The 21,462-nt window shown below is 76.9% G+C and carries 3 protein-coding genes; all 3 read left to right on the top strand.

What is annotated here, in order from left to right:
* Window positions 1-18 precede the first annotated feature (18 nt).
* From BLU95_RS44920 to BLU95_RS02640, 3 genes are read left to right on the top strand one after another with little or no spacing between them, the layout of a single operon-like run.
* Window positions 19-8,094 carry a non-ribosomal peptide synthetase gene (locus tag BLU95_RS44920; protein ID WP_093858491.1) on the top strand — a complete coding sequence of 2,692 codons (8,076 nt, stop codon included), beginning with the start codon at window positions 19-21 and terminating at the stop codon, window positions 8,092-8,094.
* Window positions 7,986-14,168, top strand: a complete 6,183-nt coding sequence (locus BLU95_RS02645; protein WP_093858490.1) for a non-ribosomal peptide synthetase — start codon at window positions 7,986-7,988, stop codon at window positions 14,166-14,168. The genes BLU95_RS44920 and BLU95_RS02645 overlap by 109 nt, the downstream gene beginning before the upstream one ends.
* Window positions 14,165-21,415, top strand: a complete 7,251-nt coding sequence (locus BLU95_RS02640) for a non-ribosomal peptide synthetase (protein ID WP_093858489.1) — start codon at window positions 14,165-14,167, stop codon at window positions 21,413-21,415. The genes BLU95_RS02645 and BLU95_RS02640 overlap by 4 nt, the downstream gene beginning before the upstream one ends.
* The last annotated feature ends 47 nt before the right edge of the window (window positions 21,416-21,462 follow it).

The raw sequence follows: 21,462 nt of genomic DNA, 5'->3' as shown, positions 1-21,462 counted from the left end.
CCAGGAGAGATCCCCGTCATGAACGACCGTCCGCAGAGCCGCCTGCCGCTGACCGATGCCCAGTCCGGTGTCTGGTACGGCCAGCGACTCGAACCCGGCAGCACCGCCTACAACGTCGGGCAGTACGTCGAGATCAACGGACCGGTCGACCAGGACCTGCTGGAAGCGGCGCTGCGACACGCCGTGGACGAGACCGAGGCGCTCGGCATGCGGTTCGGCGAGGAGGACGGCACTCCGTACCAGGAACCCGCGGCCCCGGCCGGCTGGGTGCTGCCGCGGACCGACCTGAGCGGCGAAGCCGACCCGCGGGCCGCCGCGCTGGCCCTGATGCGCGCCGACCTCGCCCGGCCGGTCGACCCGGCCGCCGACCGGCTCTTCGGCTTCGCGCTGCTCACCCTCGGGGAGGACCGCGTCCTGTGGTACCAGCGCGTCCACCACATCGCGCTGGACGCCTACGCGATGACCCTGCTGACGCGCCGTACGGCCGAGCTGTACACGGCCTCGGCCCGCGGCGAGGAGCCGCCCGCCGCGCCCGGCGTACGGCTCGCCGACCTGCTCGCCGAGGAGGCCGAGTACCGGGAGTCCGAGCGCTCCGCGGCCGACCGCGCCTACTGGACCGGGCAGCTGGCCGGCTGTCCGGAGCCCGTCCCGGTGGCCGGCGCCGGCCACCCGGCCGCCGCGGAGTTCCTGCGCACCGGCGCCTCGCTCACCGAGCCGCAGACCGCCGCCCTCCTCGCCCTCGCCCACGAGCTCCGCGCCACCTGGGCGGATGTCGCCCTCGCGGCCTTCGCCGGCTACCTCCACCGGACGACCGGCGCGCGTGACGTCCTGCTGGCCGTCCCGGCGATGACCAGGCTGGGTTCGGTGGCCCTCGCCGTGCCCGCCATGAAGGTGAACGTGCTGCCGCTGCGGGTGGCCGTCGCCCCCGGTACGGCCTTCGGCGAGCTGGTCGGACGGGTCGTGCACGCGGGACGCGACCTGCGCCGTCACCAGCGCCACCGCGCCGAGGGGATCCGGCGCGAACTCGACCCGTCGGGGCGCCGGCACGCGGTGTTCGGGCCGATGGTGAACATCAAGGCCTTCGACTACCACTTCGACTTCGACGGCTCCTTCGGCACCCCGCGCAACCTCGCGGCCGGGCCGGTGGAGGACCTCACGCTCTCCGTGTACCTGGACGGCGGCAGCCGGCTGCGGTTCGAGCTGGACGGCAACCCGTGTGCCTACACGATGGAGCAACTGATCTCCCGCGGGCAGGAGTTCCACACCCTGCTGGGCGCCCTGGCGGGCGGCGTCCGGCCGGAGCTGCCGGTCGGGCGGCTCCCGCTGCTCACCGCGGACGGTCTGCTGGAGACCCTCGGCCCGGACCCTGTCGCGGTGTTGCCGGGTTGGGGTTCTGTGGTGGGTGGGGTGGATCGGTGGGTGGGTTCGGTGCCGGGTGGGGTGGCGGTGCGGTCGGGTGGAGTGGAGTTGTCGTTCGGGGAGTTGGGGGATCGGTCGGGGCGGTTGGCGTCGGTGTTGGTGGGGTTGGGTGCGGGTCCTGGGCGGTGGGTGGGGGTGTTGTTGCCCCGGTCGGTGGATCTGGTGGTGGGGTTGTTGGCGGTGTTGCGGTCGGGGGCTGGGTATGTGCCGTTGGATCCCGGTTTTCCGGTGGAGCGGTTGGGGTTGATGTTGGGGGATGCGGTGCCGGTGTGTGTGGTGGCGGTAGGGGAGACGGTGGGGGTGGTGCCGGAGGGGGTTCCGGTGCTGCGGCTGGACGACCCGGAGACGGTGGCCCGGGTGGCGGAGGCCGAGCCCTTGGAGGAGCGCGAGTACGACGAGGCGTCGGCCGCCTATGTGATCCACACGTCGGGGTCGACGGGTCGGCCGAAGGGTGTGGTGGTGTCGCACGGTGCGTTGGGGGCGTTCCTCGCGGTGATGGGTCAGCGGCTCGGGTTGGGGCCGGGGGATGCGTGGGTGGCGGTGACGACGGTGTCGTTCGACATCGCGGGGCTGGAGTTGTTCGGTCCTCTGGTGTCGGGCGCGACGGTGGTCCTGGCGGACCGGGACACGGTGCGTGATCCGCAGGCGCTGACCGCGCTGGTGGCCCGGACCCGTCCGGCGGTCGTCCAGGCGACGCCGAGCCTGTGGGAGGAACTGCTCGCCGAGCCCGTCAGTGCCCCGGTCTGGTCGGGAGTGCATGCCCTGGTCGGTGGCGAGGCCCTGTCGGGCGGGCTGGCGGAGCGGATGGCGCGGCTCTGCGGGCGGGTGAGCAATGTCTACGGCCCGACCGAGGTGACCGTCTGGGCCACGGTGGCCGAACTGTCCGCCGGCCACCGCGGCACCCCCGGCATCGGCGCCCCGCTGCCCGGGGTGCGGGCCCTGGTCCTGGACCCCGCGCTGCAGCCGGTGCCCGTCGGAATCGCCGGTGAACTCTACCTTTCGGGCGTCCAGTTGGCGCACGGCTACCTGAACCGCCCCGGCCAGACGGCGGGCCGCTTCGTGGCCTCGCCGTTCGACGGACCCGGTGCCCGGATGTACCGGACGGGGGACGTGGTGCGCCGGGCCGCCGACGGGGGCCTGGAGTTCCTGGGCCGGGTGGACGAGCAGGTGAAGCTGCGGGGGTTCCGGATCGAGCTGGGGGAGGTGGAGTCCGCGCTGTCCGCCGTCCCCGGCGTGGGCCGGGCCGTCGCGGTGGTCCTGGCGGACGTGCCCGGTGGCCGGCTGGTGGGCTACGTGACCCCGGCGGCCGGCCGGGGTCTGCCCGAAGGAGAGGTGGTGCGGAGTGCGGTGGGCGAGGTTCTTCCGGAGTACATGGTGCCGAGTGCGGTGGTGGCTCTGGAGGCGCTGCCGTTGACGGCGAACGGCAAGACGGACCGCCGGGCGCTGCCCGCCCCGGACCGGGCCTCGGCCGGTGGCCGGAGGCCGGGGACGGCGGCGGAGCGGGCGGTGTGCACGGTGTTCGGGGAGGTGCTGGGCCTGGCGGACGTCGGGGCGGAGGACGGCTTCTTCGAGCTGGGCGGCCACTCCCTGCTCGCCGCCCGCGCCGCCGGACGCCTGCGCGGGCGGCTGGGTGTCGACGTGGCCATTCGGGACGTGTTCGAGGCGCCGACGCCGGCCGCGCTGGCCGCCCGGCTGGCGGACCGCGCGGTCACCGAACGGCCGGCCCTCACCGCGGGCCCGCGCCCCGAACCGCTGCCGCTCTCCGCCAACCAGCGCGGCCTGTGGTTCCAGTACCAGGTCGAGGGACCGAGCGCGACCTACACGATCCCCTTCGTCGCCCGGCTCACCGCCGCTCCCGACACCGCCGCGCTGGCCCTGGCCGTCGGTGACGTGCTGGCGCGGCACGAGAGCCTGCGCACCGTGTTCGGCGCCGACGAGGGCCTCCCGTACCAGCGGGTGCTGACCCCGGCCGAGGCCGCCGCCGCGGCCCCGCTGGTGGTCCGCGACGTGCCCGCCGAACGGCTGGACGCGGCGGTGGCCGAGGCACTGGCCCACCCCTTCGACGTGACCGCCGAGCCGCCGCTGCAAGTCACCCTGCTGCGCGCCGCCGAGGGTGAGCAGGCGCTCGTGCTCGCCCTGCACCACATCGCGGGCGACGAGGCCTCCCGCGGGCCGCTGCTCGCCGACCTCCAGGCCTGCTACGCCGCCCGGCTCGCCGGAGAGGTCCCGGAGCCGGCCGGACTCCCGGTCCAGTACGCGGACTTCGCGCTCTGGCAGGAGCGGCTGGACACCTCGGCCGCGCTGGCGTACTGGCGCGGCGCGCTGGCCGGGCTGCCCGAGGAGATCGCGCTGCCCACCGACCGCCCCCGCCCCGCCGTCCCCGGCGGACACGGCGGCCTGGTGACCCGTCGGCTGCCCGGGGAACTGTCGGCCGGGATGCTCGAGCTGGCCCGCTCCAGCCGCAGCAGCGTCTTCATGGTGGCCCACGCGGCGGTGGCGGCGCTGCTGCACCGGCTGGGCGCGGGCGAGGACGTGCCGCTGGGCACGCCGGTCGCCGGCCGCGGCGGGGAGGCGGCGCTGGACGGACTGGTCGGTTTCTTCGTCAACACCCTGGTGCTGCGCGCCGACCTGTCCGGCGATCCGACGTTCGCCGAGCTGCTGGACCGCGTGCGCGCCGCCGACCTGGCCGCCCTCGACCACGCCGACCTCCCCTTCGCCCGGGTCGTCGAGGCCGTCAACCCGGCCCGGGCACTCGGCCGCCACCCGCTGTTCCAGACCCTCGTCTCGCACAGCACCGTCACCCTCGACACCTCCGAACTCTTCGGCCTCCAGGCCCGGACGGAGCAGGTCGACCCCGGCACCGCCCGCTTCGACCTGGAGTTCACCTTCGCGGACACGGCCCACCGGGACGACCTCGACCTGCGGCTGTTCTTCTCGGCGGACCTGTTCGACCGGAGCACCGCCGAGGCCCTGGCCGACCGGCTGCTGCGGCTGCTGGCCCAGGTGACGGCCGACCCGGCGGCCCGGATCGGGGACCTGGACGTCCTGCTGCCGTCCGACCGTGCCGCGTACGCCGACGAGTCCCCGGTGGCGGTGTTGTCGGGTGGGGGTTCGGTGGTGGGTGGGGTGGATGTGTGGGTGGGTTCGGTGCCGGGTGGGGTGGCGGTGCGTTCGGGTGAAGTGGAGCTTTCGTTCGGGGAGTTGGGGGTGCGGTCGGGTCGGTTGGCGTCGGTGTTGGTGGGGTTGGGGGCGGGGTCCGGGCGGTGGGTGGGGGTGTTGTTGCCGCGGTCGGTGGATCTGGTGGTGGGGTTGTTGGCGGTGTTGCGGTCGGGGGCGGGGTATGTGCCGTTGGATCCCGGTTTTCCGGTGGAGCGGTTGGGGTTGATGTTGGGGGATGTGTCGCCGGTGTGTGTGGTGGCGGTGGGGGAGACGGTGGGTTCGGTGCCGGAGGGGGTTCCGGTGCTGCTGCTGGACGACCCGGAGGTGATCGCCGAACTCGGTCGCGCCGAGCCGTTCACCGCTCCCGCTGCCGATCCGGAGGCGGCCGCATATGTGATCCACACGTCGGGGTCGACGGGTCGGCCGAAGGGTGTGGTGGTGCCGCACGGTGCGTTGGGGGCGTTCCTCGCGGTGATGGGTGAGCGGTTGGCGCTCGGGCCGGGGGACGCGTGGGTGGCGGTGACGACGGTGTCCTTCGACATCGCGGGGCTGGAGCTGTTCGGGCCGCTGGTGGCGGGTGCGACGGTGGTGCTGGCGGACCGGGACACCGTGCGTGATCCGGAGGCGCTGACCGCGCTCGTGGCCCGGACCCGTCCGGCGGTCGTCCAGGCGACGCCGAGCCTGTGGGAGGAACTGCTCGCCGAGCCCGTCAGTGCCCCGGTCTGGTCGGGGGTGCATGCCCTGGTCGGTGGCGAGGCGTTGTCGGGCGGGCTGGCGGAGCGGATGGTCCGGCTCTGCGGGTGGGTGAGCAATGTCTACGGCCCGACCGAGGTGACCGTCTGGGCCACGGCCGCCGAGCTGTCCGCCGGCCACCGCGGCACACCCTCGATCGGCCGCCCGCTGGCCGGCACCCGCGCGCACGTCCTGGACGCCGGGCTGCGACCGGTCCCGGTCGGCGTCCCCGGCGAGCTCTACCTCGCGGGCGTCCAGTTGGCACAGGGGTACCTCAACCGGCCGGAGCTGACCGCCGAACGCTTCGTCGCCGACCCCTACGGCCCGCCCGGCACCCGGATGTACCGGACGGGGGACGTGGTGCGCCGGGCCGCCGACGGCACGCTGCGGTTCGTCGGCCGGGTGGACGAGCAGGTGAAGCTGCGGGGGTTCCGGATCGAGCTGGGGGAGGTGGAGTCGGCACTGTCCGCCGTCCCCGGTGTGGGCCGGGCGGTCGCGGTGGTGCTGGCGGACGTGCCGGGCGGTCGGCTGGTCGGTTATGCGACCCCGGCCGCCGGCCAGGAGCTGCCGGACGCCGAGGAACTGCGGCGCGCGGTCGGTGCGGTTCTTCCGGAGTACATGGTGCCGAGCGCGGTGGTGGCTCTGGAGGCGCTGCCGTTGACGGCGAACGGCAAGACGGACCGCCGGGCGCTGCCCGCCCCGGACCGGGCCTCGGCCGGTGGCCGGAGGCCGGGGACGGCGGGGGAGCGGGCGGTGTGCGCGGTGTTCGGGGAGGTGCTGGGCCTGGCGGACGTCGGCGCGGAGGACGGCTTCTTCGAGCTGGGCGGCCACTCCCTGCTCGCCGCCCGCGCCGCCGGACGCCTGCGGACGGTGCTCACCGTCGCCGTCACGGTCCGCGACGTGTTCGAGGCGCCGACGCCGGCCGCGCTGGCCGCCCGGCTGGCGGACCGCGCGGTCACCGAACGGCCGGCCCTCACCGCGGGCCCGCGCCCGGAACCGCTGCCGCTCTCCGCCAACCAGCGCAGGCTGTGGTTCCTGGAGCAGCTGGAGGGTCCGGGGCCCACCTACCTGCTGCCGTTCGCGCTGCGCGTCCACGCCGCGCACGGCGGCCTCGACGCCGCCGCGCTCGCGCTCGCCGTGCAGGACGTGACGGCCCGCCACGAAAGCCTGCGCACCGTGTTCGGCGAGGACGGCGGCGTCCCGTACCAGCGGGTGCTGACCCCGGCCGAGGCCGCCGCCGCGGCGCCGCTCGTGGTCCGCGACGTGCCCTCCGCGGCGGCCCTCGCGGACACCGCCCGGGCCGCCGCCGCCCGCCCCTTCGACCTTACCGCCGAGCCGCCGCTGCGGGTGACCCTGCTGCGCGCCGCGGACGGTGACCAGGCGCTCGTGCTCGCCCTGCACCACATCGCGGGGGACGAGGCCTCGCGCGCCCCGCTGGTCGCCGACCTGCAGTCCTGCTACGCCGCGCGGCTGGCCGGGAAGGCCCCGATCGCCAGTGAACTCCCGGTCCAGTACGCGGACTTCGCGCTCTGGCAGGAGCGGCTGGACACCTCGGCCGCGCTGGCGTACTGGCGCGGCGCGCTGGCCGGGCTGCCCGAGGAGATCGCGCTGCCCACCGACCGCCCCCGCCCCGCCGTCCCCGGCGGACACGGCGACACCGTCGAGTTCCGGGTACCCGCGCCCGAGGCCGGGGCACTGTTCCGGCTCGCCGCCGACCGCGGGGCCACGCCGTTCATGGCCGTGCACGCGGCGGTGGCGGCGCTGCTGCACCGGCTGGGCGCGGGCGAGGACGTGCCGCTGGGCACGCCGGTCGCCGGCCGGGGCGGGGAGCCCGCGCTGGACGGACTGGTCGGTTTCTTCGTCAACACCCTGGTGCTGCGCGCCGACCTGTCCGGCGACCCGACGTTCGCCGAGCTGCTGGACCGCGTGCGCGCCACCGACCTGGCCGCCCTCGACCACGCCGACCTCCCCTTCGAACGGCTGGTGGAGGAGCTCAACCCGGAGCGGCTGCTCGGCCGCCAGCCGCTCTTCCAGACCATGGTCGCCCTGGAGGAGGCCGGGCCCGACACCGGGCGACTGTTCGGCCTGAGCACCTCCGAGCTGCCCGTCGACCCCGGGTCCGCCAAGTTCGACCTCGACGTGGTGCTGCGGCCCGCCCCGGACGGCTCCGGCCTGCTCGGCGGCATCCGCTACGCCACCGACCTGTTCGACCGGGCCACCGTCCGCGGCTTCGCCGACCGGCTGGTGCGGCTGGTCGCCCGGGCGGTCGCCGCCCCCGACCTCCCGGTCGGCGCGCTTGACCTGCTCTCCACCGCCGAGGCCCGGCAGCTGGAGCGCTCCCACGACACCGCCCGGGTGCGGCCGCCCACCACCGTCACCGAGGAGTTCGCGGCCCGCGTCGCCGCCACCCCCGACGAGCCCGCCGTCGTGGCGGGCACCGAGCGGACCGGCTTCGCCGCCCTGGACGACCGGGCCGACCGGATCGCCCGGCTGCTGCTCACCCGCGGCGGCGGCCCCGGCGCGGTCACCGCACTGCTGCTGCCCCGGACCGCCGACGCGGTCGCCGCACTGCTGGCGGTGCTGCGTACCGGCGGTGCCTTCCTGCCGATCGACCTCGACCTGCCGCCGGCCCGGATCGCCGCGATGCTGGCCGACGCCCGCCCGGCCGCCGTCCTGTGCACCGCCGCGACCGCCGCCCTGCTGCCCCCGGCACCACCGCCGTCGCCCTCGACGCCCCGGACACCGCCCGGGCGCTCGCCGCGGGCCGTCCCCGCCCGGTCCTGACCGTCCCGCACCCGGCCGCCCCCGCCTACGTCATCCACACCTCCGGCTCCACCGGCGTCCCGAAGGGCGTCGTGCTCACCCACGGCGGGCTCGACAACCTGTTCCACGACCACGACCGCACGCTCTACCGGCCGACCGCCGAACACCTCGGCCGCCGGATCCGCGCCCTGCACACCGCCTCCTTCTCCTTCGACTCCTCCTGGGAGCAGCTGCTCTGGATGGTCGCCGGCCACGAACTGCACCTGCTGGACGAGCACGACCGCCGCGACGCCGACGCCGTGGTGGCGTACTGCGCGGACCACCGGATCGACGCCCTCGACGTCACCCCCTCCTACGCGCTGCAACTGCTGGACAGCGGCCTGCTCGACGGCGACCGGCAGCCGTCGGTGCTGCTCCTCGGCGGCGAGGCCGTGCCGCCGCCGCTCTGGACCCGGCTGCGCGAGCACTCCGGCGTCCGGACCGTCAACTACTACGGCCCTACCGAGTTCACCGTGGACGCCCTGGTCGCGGACGTCACCGACGCGGCCTCCCCGGTCATCGGCGGACCGCTCGACAACACCCGGATCCACGTCCTCGACACCCGGCTGCGGCCGGTGCCCCCGGGGGTCCCCGGCGAGCTGTACCTCGCCGGGGTCCAGCTGGCCCTCGGCTACCTCGGCCGCCCGGGCCTGACGGCCGAGCGCTTCGTGGCCGACCCGTACGGCCCGCCCGGCACCCGGATGTACCGCACCGGCGACCTGGTCCGCCGTCGTGCCGACGGCCCGGTCGAGTACCTCGGCCGCGGCGACCAGCAGGTCAAGCTGCGCGGATTCCGGATCGAGCCCGGCGAGGTGGAGGCGGCGCTGCTGCGCCGGGACGGGGTCACCGCCGCGGCCGTCCTCGTCCGCGAGGACACCCCCGGACACCCCCGCCTGGTCGGCTACGTCACCGGGACCGCCGACCCCGGGCAGCTGCGCCGCGCGCTCGCCGAGGAACTGCCCGAGTACCTGGTGCCCGCCGCGCTGGTGGTGCTGCCCGCGCTCCCGACGACGGTCGCCGGCAAGCTCGACCGGGCCGCCCTCCCCGCCCCGAGCGCCCCCGCCCTCGGCGCCGGCACCGCCCGGCCGCCGCGCGGCGCCCGGGAGGACCTGGTCCGCGGCGCCTTCGCACAGGTCCTCGGCCTCGCGGAGGCCGGGCCCGACGACGACTTCTTCGCGCTCGGCGGCCACTCGCTGCTCGCGGCGCGGCTGGCCGGACGGCTGCGTACCGCGCTGCGCACCGACGCCGCCGTCCGCGACGTCTTCGAGGCCCGCACCCCGGCCGCGCTGGCCGCCCGGCTCGCCGACCGCGCCGGGCGCTCCCGCCCCGCCCTGGCGGCCGGGCCCCGGCCCGCACGGGTGCCCCTCGCTCCCGGCCAGCACGGCCTGTGGCTCGCCCACCGGGTCCAGGACACCGGCGCCGCCTACCACGTGCCGGTCGCCGTCCGGCTGACCGGGCCACTGGACCCCGGGGCGCTGGCCGAGGCGGTCGGCGACGTGGTCGACCGGCACGAGAGCCTGCGCACCGTGGTCAGCGAGCACGACGGCGAGCCGTACCAGCACGTCCTGGAGCCCGGTGGACAGCGGGTGCCGCTGGTCGTCCGGCCGGTCGGCCCGGGCGGGCTCGACGCCACCCTGCGCGAGCTGCTCGCCCCGCCGTTCGACCTGGAGTCCGCACCGCCGGTGCGGGCCCACCTGGTCCGGATCGCCGAGCACGACCACGTGCTGCTGCTGACCCTGCACCACCTGGCCGCGGACGAGGAGTCGGCCGGACCGCTGCTCGCCGACCTCGACCGCGCCCACACCGCGCGGCGGGCGGGCCGCGCCCCGCGCTTCGCCCCGCTTCCGGTTCAGTACGCCGACTTCGCCCGCTGGCAGGGCGAGGTCCTGACCGGAACGGCGGAGCGGGACCGCGCCTTCTGGACCGAGCGGCTGGCCGGTCTGCCCGAGGAATCGGCGCTTCCCGCCGACCGGCCGCGCCCGGCACGGCCGACCCACCGCGGGGCGGTCGCCCGCTTCGAGCTGTCCGCGGAGCTCGCCACCGGGCTCACCGCGCTCGCCCGCGAGCACGGCGCGACCGTCTTCACGGCGGTGCACGCCCTCCTCGCCGTCCTGCTGCACCGCCACGGCGCCGGCGAGGACGTCGTGGTCGGCACCCCCGTCTCGGCCCGCGGCGAGAGCGCCCTGGAGGGACAGGTCGGCCACCACCTCAACACCGTGGTGCTGCGCGCGGACCTGTCCGGCGACCCGGACTTCGCCGCGCTGCTGGAACGGCTGCGCGACGCCGACCTCGACGCCTTCGACCACGCGGACCTGCCGTTCGACCAGGTCGTCCGCGCCGTCGCCCCGGCCCGCGCGGCCGGACGGCACCCGCTGTTCCAGACCATGCTGACCTTCCACTCGGCCGCCCCGCTGCCGGACACCCTGTTCGGCGCCGCCGCCCGCGAGGTACTCGTCGACACCGGTGGGGCCAAGGTCGACCTGGAGGTGGCCGTCGGACCGGCCCCGGACGGCAGCGGACGGCTGGACGGCGGCATCCGCCACAGCCTGGACCGCTTCGACGGGGACACCGCCCGGGCCCTCGCCGCCCGGCTGGTCCGCCTCGCCGAGCAGGTCGTCGCCGACCCGTCCCGGCCGGTCTCCGGACTCGACCCGATGGCCGCCGGGGAACACGCGCTCGCCCTGTACGGTCCGCGCTCCACCGACCGGCCCGACGCCCCCGGCGACCCGGCCGACCTGGTCGCGCTGGTGGCCGCCGGAGCGCCCGCCGACCCGGGTGCCGCCACCGCGGTCCTCACCGACGACACCGTGCTCACCCGGGCCCGGTTCGACGACCGGGCCGACCGGCTGGCCAGGCTGCTGATCGCGCGCGGGGTGGGCCCGGAGAGCGTGGTCGCGGTGGCCCTGCCGCGCTCCGCGGACCTGCTCGTCGCCGTGCACGCGGTGGTCCGGGCCGGCGGCGCCTACCTGCCGCTGGACCTCGACCACCCGCCCGCCCGCCTGCGCCACCTGCTGGACACCGCCCGCCCGGTCTGCGTCCTCACCGAGCCCGGGTCGGCCGGCCGACTGCCCGACGGGGCGCCCCCGGCACTGCTGCTGGGCACCGCCGCCACCGAGGAGGCGCTGCTGGCCCGCCCCGCCGGACCCGTCACCGACGCCGAGCGCACCGCCCCGCTGCACCCGGACCACCCCGCGTACGTCATCTTCACCTCCGGCTCGACCGGGCTGCCCAAGGGCGTCCAGATCACCCACGCGGCCGTCGTCAACCGGCTGCGCTGGATGCAGGACGACTATCCGCTCGGCCCCGGCGACCGGGTGCTGCACAAGACCCCCGCCGGCTTCGACGTCTCGGTCTGGGAGCTCTTCTGGCCCTTCGCCGCCGGTGTCCCCGTGGTCGTCGCCCGGCCCGACGGGCACCGGGACCCGGGCTACCTCGCCGAGCTGGTCCGCCGTCACCGGGTGAGCGTCGCCCACTTCGTGCCGTCGATGCTGGCCGCCTTCCTGACCGAGCGGTCGCCCGCCGGACTCCCCTCGCTGCGCCGGGTGTTCTGCAGCGGCGAGGCGCTGGGCGGCGAGCTGGCCGAACGCTTCCGCACCGCCTGCGGCCCCCGCGAAGTGGCACTGGAGAACCTCTACGGCCCCACCGAGGCCGCCGTCGACGTCACCGCCGAGCACTACCGGCCCGACGGCACCGCTCCGGAGGGCGTCCCGATCGGCGCGCCGGTGCGCAACACCGGGGTGCGGGTGCTGGACGCCCGGCTGCGGCCGGTCCCGCCCGGCGTCCCCGGCGAGCTCTACCTGACCGGGGTGCAGCTCGCCCGGGGCTACCTGGGCCGTCCCGGCCTGACCGCCGAGCGCTTCGTGGCGGACCCGTACGGCCCGCCCGGCACCCGGATGTACCGCACCGGCGACCTCGCCCGGCGCACCGCCGACGGTCGGCTGCACTACCGGGGGCGGGCCGACGACCAGGTCAAGATCCGCGGCCTGCGGATCGAACTGGGCGAGGTGGAAGCGGTCCTGGCCTCGCTGCCCGGGGTCGCCGCGGCGGCCGCCGCCGTGCACCGCAGCGCGCACGGCGGCACCCTCCTGGTCGGCTACGCGGTGCCGGGGCCGGGCGCCGCCCCGGACCGGCGGGAGCTGCGCCGGCTCGCCGCCGAGCGGTTGCCCGGCTACATGGTGCCGGCACCGGTCCTGCTGCTGGACGCGCTGCCGCTGTCGGTCAACGGCAAGCTCGACCGGCGCGCCCTGCCCGCACCGCCGGCCCCCGAGGCCCCGGTCGACACCGCCGCCCCGGGCGCCGCCGCCCCGGGCGTCGACGGCCCGGGCACCGATCCCGCCGCCCGGCTGGCCGCCCTGATGGCCGAGGCGCTCGGCCTGCCCGCGGTCGACCCGGGCGCCGACTTCTTCGAACTCGGCGGGGACAGTCTGGTCGCGATCCGGCTGGTCTCCCTGGCGAGGAGGGCCGGGCTCACCCTGACCGCCCGCCAGGTGTTCGAGGCACCCACCCCCGCCGGGCTGGCCGGAGCCGCCGTCCCGGCCTCCGCCGAGGCCCCCGCCCGCCGCACCCCCGCCGACGACGGCCCCGGCGCCCTCCCGCTCCCGCCGATCGCCCACTGGCTGGCCGCCCGCGGCGGCCCCGTCGACCGGATCGCCCAGACCCGGCTGCTGACCCTGCCGCCGGGCCTGCGGCCCGAGCACCTGACCACCGCCCTCCAGGCCCTGCTGGACCACCACCTGGGGCTGCGTCAGCGCCTGCACCGGCCCGCGCCGGGCGTCTGGGCGGTCGAGGCGCTAGCTCCCGGCGCGGTCACCGCCGCCGACCGGCTGCGGATCCTGCCCGTCGACGACCCGGGTGGTGCCGTGCCGCCCGACCTGCTCGCCGCCGAGTCCGCCGCGGCCGTCGGCCGGCTGCTCCCCGCCGAGGGCCTGCTCCTGGCGGCCGTCCACTTCGACCCCGGCCCCGACCGCCCCGGGCGGCTGCTGCTCGCCGTGCACCACCTCGCGGTCGACGAGGTCTCCTGGGGCATCCTGCTCGACGACCTCCGCACCGGCTGCCAGGACGCCGCGGCCGGCCGCCCGCCCCTGCTGCCACCCGTCCCCACCTCGCTGCGGACCTGGACCACGCACCTGCTCGCGGAGGCGCACAGCCCCCGCCGGACCGCCGAACTCGACCACTGGCAACGCGCCGGGGACGCCCGCCGCCCGCTCGGCTCCCGGCCGCTGGACGCCGGGCTGGACACCGTCGGCACCGCCCGCTCGTTCACCGTCACGCTGACGGCGGAACGCACCGCGCCGCTGCTGGACACCGTGCCCGCGGCCGTGCACGGCACGGTCAACGACGTCCTGCTCACCGCCCTCGCCCTGGCCGCCGCGAGCCTCGCACCGGACGCCGCGGACGGCGGGCTGCCGGTCGAGCTGGAGGGCCACGGCAGGGAGGCGGACCTGCTGCCCGGCGCCGACCTCTCCCGCACCGTCGGCTGGCTCACCAGCCTGTACCCGGTCCGCCTCGACCCCGGGGCGGTCGACGCGGCCGCGGCCCTGGCCGGCGGCGAGGACGCCGGCCGGGCCCTCAAGGAGGTCAAGGAACAGCTGCGGCGCGTTCCCGGCGGCGGCATCGGCGCCGGACTGCTGCGGCACGCCAACCCCGCCACCGCACGCCGCTTCGACCCCGCGGCCGGCCCCGAGGTGCTCTGGAACTACCTCGGCCGACGCACCGTCGCCCCCGGCACCCCGTGGGGCCCCGCCCCCGAGGCCGGCGCGCTGGACGACGGCGCCGACCCGCGCACCCCGCTCTCGCACCCGCTGGAGATCGTCGCCCGGATCGACCCCGGCCCCGACGGCCCGCGGCTCGCCGCACGGTGGATCACCGCCGCCGGGAGCCTGCCGCCGGAACGCGCCCGCGCCCTCGCCGACGCCTGGACCGCCGCCCTGGACGGCCTCGCCGCCTGGGCCGCCACCCCCTCGGCCGGCGGCCGCACCCCCTCGGACCTCGACCTGCTCACGCTCGGTCAGGACCAGATCACCCTGCTCGAACAGATGTGGAAGGACCAGCGATGACCGAGGCCCGACTCCAGGACATGCTGCCGCTGTCGCCCCTGCAGGAAGGCATGCTGTTCCTGTCCTCCTACGACGAGCGGGCCCCGGACGTCTACACCGTCCAGCTGACCGTCGCCCTCGACGGGCCGGTCGACCCGGACCGGCTCACCGCCGCCGCCCGGGCCCTGCTGGGCCGCCACGCCAACCTGCGGGCCGGCTTCTGGTACGAGAACATGCCGCAGCCCGTCCAGTTCGTCCCCGCCGAGGTGGATCTCGCCGTCCGCCCGCACGACCTGCGGGCCGCCCACGCCGCCGACCCCACCGGCGCCGCCCTGCGCGGCCTCGAACGGGCCGAGCTGGCCGAGCGGTTCGTGCTGCACCGCCCGCCGCTGCTGCGGCTGGCACTGGCCCGGCTGACCGACCGCGAGCACCGGCTCGTGGTGACCGTGCACCACATCCTGGTCGACGGCTGGTCGATGCCGCTGCTGGTGCGCGAGCTGCTGGCGCTGTACGACCGGGACGGCGACCCGCGGGGCCTGCCCGACGTCCGCCCCTACCGGGACCACCTGCGTCGGCTCGCCGGCCGGGACCGGGCCGCCGCCGAGGCCGCCTGGCGCACCGCGCTGGCCGGCACCGACGGCCCCACCCTGCTCGCCGCCCCGGACCCGGCCCGGCGGCCGGTGCGCCCGGCCCGGCACGCCGTCCGGCTGGGCGAGGAGGCCACCGCCGCCCTGCACGCCACCGCCCGCCGGCTCGGCACCACCCCCAGCACCGTGCTGCAGTGCGCCTGGGGCCTGCTGCTCGGTTCGCTGACCGGGCGCCGGGACACCGTCTTCGGTCTCACCGTCTCCGGCCGGCCCGAGGACCTGCCCGGCGCGGACACGATGATCGGACTGTTCATCACCACCGTGCCGGTCCGGGTCGACAGCCGTCCGCAGGAGTCGTTCGCGGAGCTGGTCCGCCGCTTCCGCGCCGAGCAGAACGGCCTGCTGGCCCACCAGCACCTGGGGCTCCAGGCGATCCAGAAGCAGGCCGGCGGCGGCGAGCTCTTCGACACCCTGCTGGTGATCGAGAACTACCCGGTGGACCCGTCCGCCCGGCCCGCCCTGGCCGGCGGCGCGACGGTCACCGGTGTGACCGCCCGCGACGCCACCCACTACCCGCTCACCCTCGCGGTGACGCTGGAGCGCGCCGCCGTGCTGGAACTCGAGTACCGGCCGGACCTGTTCACGGCGGACCGGGTGGAGCTGATCGGCGAACGGCTGGCCGAGCTGCTGGCCCAGGTCACCGCCGGCCCCGACCGGCCGGTCGGCGCCCTGCGCACGGTGACCGCCGCCGAGCACGCCCGCGCGGCGGCCCGGGGCCGGGGCCCCGCTCCGGCCCCGTACGAGGGCCCCGTCACCGACCGGTTCACGGCCCACGCCGCCACCGCGCCCGGGGCCACCGCCCTGGTCTGCGGCGGCCGCCGGACCTCCTCCGCCGAGCTGGAGCGCCGCTCGGCCGCCCTCGCCCGGCGGCTGGCGGCCCGCGGGATCGGGCCCGAAGCGGTCGTCGCCCTCGCCCTGCCGCGCACCGAGGCCGCGGTCGTGGCGCTGCTCGGCGTGCTGCGGGCCGGTGCCGCCTATCTGCCGCTGGACCTCGACCACCCCGACGAGCGGCTCGCCGCGATGCTCGAGGACGTCCGGCCCGCGTGCGTGGTCACCACCGCCGCCGCGGCCGCCCGGCTTCCCGCGGCCGCGGCCGCCCCGCTGCTGCTCGACCCCTCGGGCCGGACCGTCGAGGGCGAGACCGTCGCGGGCAAGGCCGTCACGGGCAAGGCCGTCACGGGCAAGGCCGTCACGGGCAAGGCCGTCACGGGCAAGGCCGACGTCGGCGACGGTGACGGCGTCGAGGGCGCACCGGCGGTCCGGCGGCCCGGCCCCGAGCACCCCGCCTACGTCATCCACACCTCCGGGTCCACCGGCCGCCCCAAGGGCGTCGTCCTCACCCACCGCGGCCTCGCCAACCTCTTCGCCCACCACCGCGCCGCCCTGATCGACCCCGCCGCACGCACCGCCGGCCGCCGGGTCCGGGCCCTGCACACCGCCTCGTTCTCCTTCGACACCGCCTGGGAGCAGCTGTTCTGGCTGCTCGCCGGCCACGAAATGCACCTGCTGGACGAACACGAGCGCCGCGACCCCGAGTTCGCCGTCGACTACGTGCGCCGCCACCGCATCGACACCCTCGACGTCACCCCCACCCAGGCCCGGCAACTGCTCGAGTGGGGCCTGCTCGCCGACGGCGAACACCGCCCCGCGCTGCTGCTGCTCGGCGGGGAGGCGGTGCCGCCTGCCCAGTGGGCCGCCGTCCGGGCCTGCGAGGGCCTTCGCGCCGTCAACCTGTACGGCCCGACCGAGTTCACCGTCGACGCCCTGGCCGCCGACCTCGCCGACAGCGCGGGGCCACTGATCGGCGCCCCTCTGTCCGGCACCACCGCCCTGGTGCTCGACCACGCCCTGCGGCCGACGCCCGACGGGGCACCCGGCGAGCTGTACCTCGCCGGCACCGGCCTGGCCCGCGGCTACCTGGGCCGCCCCGGACTCACCGCCGAGCGCTTCCTCGCCGACCCCTGCGGCCCGCCCGGCACCCGGATGTACCGCACCGGCGACCTGGTGCGCCGTCTGCCCGACGGCCGCCTGGAGTACCTCGGCCGCGCCGACGAGCAGGTCAAGATCCGCGGCCACCGGATCGAACCCGGTGAGATCGAGGCCGCCCTCACCGCCCTGCCGGGCGTCGCCACCGCCGCGGTCGTGGTCCGCGAGGACACCCCCGGCGTCCGGCGCCTGGTCGGCTACCTCACCGGCCCCGCCGACCCGGCCGCCACCCGCCGCGCCCTGGCCGGGAAGCTGCCCGACCACCTGGTGCCCGCCGCCCTGGTGACCGTCGACCGGCTGCCGCTCACCGTCAACGGCAAGCTCGACCGGGCCGCGCTGCCCGTGCCCGCGCTGACCGGCGACGCCCGGTCCGCGCCCCCGCGCACCCCCGCCGAGGACGCGGTCTGCCGGGCCTTCGCCGACCTCCTCGGCCTCACCGCGGCAGGCGTGGACGACGACTTCTTCGCCCTCGGCGGCGACTCCATCACCTCGATCCAGCTGGTCTCCAGGCTCCGCAAGGAGCAACTGGTCCTCACCCCGCGCGCCGTCTTCGAGCACCGCACCCCCGCCCGGCTGGCCGGCGCCGCCACCGCGCCCGCCCCCGGACGGACCGCCGCCGCGGCCGCCCTGCTGCCCGCGGAGACCCGCCGCCGGGCCGAGGAGCAGTGCCCCGGAGCCGCGGACGTCCTGCCGCTCTCCCCGCTCCAGGAGGGCCTGTACTTCCACGCCGTCTACGACGACCGCGCCCTCGACGTCTACCTGATGCAGAACTTCGTCGAGCTGCTGCACCCGGTCGACGCCGCCGCGCTGCGGGCCGCCGTCGAGGCCCTGCTGCGCCGCCACCCCAACCTGCGCGCCGGGTTCCGGCACGAGGGCCTGGACGAGCCGGTGCAGGTGGTCCCCGGCCGCTGGTCGCTGCCCTGGCACGAGGTCGACCTCGCCCACCTCGACCGGGCCGCCCAGGACCGCGCCCTGGAGGAGTTCTCGCACGCCGACGCCGCCACCCGGTTCGACCTGGCCGACCCGCCGCTGCTGCGGGTCACCCTGTTCCGGTTCGGCCCCCAGCGGTACGTGCTCTGCGTGACGCAGCACCACATCCTCACCGACGGCTGGTCGGAGTCGCTGTTCTTCGAGGAGCTGTTCGCGCTCTACCAGCACGGCGGCGACGAGGACGCGCTGCCGCCCGCCACCCCCTACCGGGAGTTCCTCCAGCACCTCGCCGCCACCGACCGCGCGGCGTCGGCCGAGGCCTGGCGCGACCACCTGGCCGGCCTGCCCGCGGCCACCCTGGTCGCCCCCGAGGACCCGGCCCGGCAGCCCGTGATCGCGCGGGTCCGCACCGTCCTGCTGGACGAACCGGCCGCCGACGCCCTGCGCGCCTTCGCCCGCTCCTGCGGCGTCACCCTCAACACGGTGCTCAGCGCCGCCTGGGCGCTCACCCTGGCGGGCCTCACCGGATCGGACGACGTGGTCTTCGGCGCCACCGTCTCCGGCCGGCCGCCGGAGCTCCCCGCCGCGGACACGATGATCGGGATGTTCATGAACACCCTGCCGTTCCGGGTCACCGTCCGGCCGGGCGAACCGGTCCGCGACTTCCTGGTCCGCACCCAGCGCGAGCACGCGGCGATGCTCCCGCACCACCAGGCCGGACTCGGCAGCGTCCAGCGGCTCAGCGGCTTCGGCCGGCTCTTCGACACCCTCTACGTCTTCCGCAACACCCCGCTCGACGACGCCGCCCGCGAGGCGGCCGTCGCCCGGCACGCCATCGGCTGGACCCACAGCGTCGACGGCACCCACTACCCGCTGACCCTCGCCGTCACGCCCGACCGCGCCGTCGAACTCAGCCTCGCCCACCGCCCCGACCTGATCGACGACGCCACCGCCGCGGCCGTCGCCGACCGGCTCGAAGCCCTGGTGCGCGCCCTGCCGGACGCCGCCGCCCGCCCGGTCGGCCGCCTCGCCCTCACCCCGCCCGGGGAGCGGGCCCGGCTGCTCGCCCTCGGCGACGACACCGGCCACCCCGTCCCCGCCACCACCGTCGACCGGCTGCTCGCCGAGCGGGCCGCCCGCACTCCCGACGCCACCGCCCTGGTCTGCGGCGGCGAGCGGTTGAGCTACGCCGAACTCGACCGCCGCGCCGACCGGCTCGCCCGGGCCCTGCTCGCCCGCGGCGCCGGACCCGAGGCCGTGGTCGCGCTCGCCCTGCCGCGGTCGGCCGACTACGTCGCCGCGCTGTTCGCCGTGCTGCGCAGCGGCGCCGCCTACCTGCCGCTGGACCTCGACCACCCGGACGAGCGGCTGGCCGCGATGGTCGAGGACGTCCGCCCGTGCTGCCTGGTCACCGTCGCCGCCGTCGCGGACCGGCTGCCGGAGGACCCCGGCACCCACCGGCTGCTGCTGGACGACCCGGCCGGTCCGCCCGGCCCCGCCGACCCGGCCCCGGTCACCGCCGCCGACCTGCCCGGCCCCCGGCACCTCGACCACCCGGCGTACGTCATCCACACCTCCGGCTCCACCGGCCGCCCCAAGGGCGTCGTCGTCCCGCACCGCGGCCTGACCACCATGCTGGTCAACCACCGGGCCAGGATCTTCGCCCCGGTCGAGGAACGCGCCGACGGCCGCCGGCTGCGCATCGCGCACACCGTCTCCTTCGCCTTCGACATGTCCTGGGAGGAGCTGTTCTGGCTGGTCGACGGGCACGAGGTGCACGTGATCGACGAGCGGCTCCGGCTCGACCCGCAGGCCCTGGTCGAGCACTACCGGCGCGAGCGGATCGACGTCCTCAACGTCACGCCCTCCTACGCCCAGCAGCTGGTCGAGGCCGGACTGCTCGACCCCGGCCGGCACCGGCCGCTGCTGGTGCTGCTCGGCGGCGAGGCCGTCCCCGAGTCGCTCTGGCAGCTGCTGGCCCGGACCGACGGCACCACCGGCTACAACCTCTACGGCCCGACCGAGTACACCATCAACGCACTCGGCAGCGGTGTGGACGAGAGCCGCACCGCCACCGTCGGACGCCCGATCATGAACACCCGCGCCCTGGTGCTCGACCACGCGCTGCGCCCGGTGCCGGACGGGACCCCCGGCGAGCTGTACCTGTCCGGCGACGGCCTGGCCCGCGGCTACCACGACCGACCCGGACCGACCGCCGCCCGCTTCGTCGCCGACCCGTACGGCCCGCCCGGCGGCCGGATGTACCGCACCGGGGACCTGGTGCGCCGCCGCCCGGACGGCCCGATCGACTACCTCGGCCGCACCGACCAGCAGGTGAAGATCCGCGGCTTCCGGGTCGAGCCGGGCGAGGTCGAGTCGGCGCTGCTGGCCCTGGACGCGGTGGCCGCCGCCGCCGTCGTCGCCCGGCCCGGCCCGGCCGGGCACCGCCTCGTCGCCTACACGGTGCCCGTGCCCGGGCACCCGGCCGGGCCGGCCGAACTGCGCGCCGGGCTCGCCGCCACTCTGCCCGAGTACCTGGTGCCGGCCGCCTTCGTCACCCTCCCCGCGCTGCCGCTCACCGTCAACGGCAAGCTCGACCGGGCGGCGCTGCCCGCCCCGCCCGCCGCCGGCCCGGCCGGGCGCCCGCCCGCCGACACCCGCGAGGAACTGCTCTGCCGGCTCTTCGCCGAGGTGCTGGGCCTGCCCGCCGTCGGCGTCGACGACAACTTCTTCGAACTCGGCGGCCACTCCCTGCTCGCCATGCGCCTGGCCGGCCGGATCCGCGCCGAACTCAACACCCCGGTCCAGGTGGCGACCCTGATGACGGCGCCGACCGTGGCCGAGGCCGCCGCCCGGATCGGCACCGACGCCCGCGCCGACGCGCTGCGCACCCTGCTGCCGCTGCGCGAACGGGGATCGCTGCCACCGCTGTTCTGCGTCCACCCGGCCTCGGGCTTCAGCTGGCAGTACGCCGGGCTGCTGCGCCACCTCGACCCGGAGCGCCCGCTCTACGGCCTCCAGTCGCCCGGTCTGCGGGGCGAACTCCCGGACGTCGACGACGTCCGCGGGCTCGCCGAGCTCTACCTCGCCGAGCTGCGCGCGGTCCGCCCGCACGGCCCGTACCACCTGCTGGGCTACTCCTTCGGCGGCACGGTCGCGCACACCATGGCCGCGCTGCTCCAGCGGGACGGCGAGGAGGTGGCCTTCCTCGGACTGCTGGACGCCTACCCGCCGGAGACCGAGGACTGGGCGTTCGCCGACGACCCGGCGTTCCGCGAGCGCCTCGCCGAGGAGGAGAGCGGCTTCCTGCTCGGTGTCGCCGGGATCGCCCCGGCGGGCGGGGACGAGGGGGAGGGAGCCGGGGGCGCCGTCGACCGGGAGCGGGCGATCGCCGCGGTCCGCGACAGCCGGGGTCTCCTCGCCGGCTTCGACCGCGACCTGCTGGAGGCCGTGGTCGACACCAACCTCCACTGCGTGCGGCTGCTGGCGCGAAGCCGCACCCCGGAGTGGACGGGTGACGCCCTGTTCGTCACCGCGGCCCGCACCACCGCCCCCGGGGACGCCCCGGGCCTGGTCTGGCCCGGGTACCTGCGCGGCCGGCTGGTGGAGCACGTCCTCGACGTCTCCCACGACGAGCTGATGGACCCTCCCGCCCTGGACCGGATCGGTCCCTTGGTGCAGCGCGCGCTGGCGGAGGGGGTGTGAGCGGCCGCCGCGCCGCCCGGGCCCCGCCGGGCGCCGCGCCGCCGTAC

Origin of the sequence: Streptomyces sp. TLI_053 (assembly GCF_900105395.1) — a bacterium.
GTDB lineage: Bacteria > Actinomycetota > Actinomycetes > Streptomycetales > Streptomycetaceae > Kitasatospora.
Note: the sequence above shows the minus strand (reverse complement) of the source record. Positions and strands in the feature narration are given on the sequence as shown.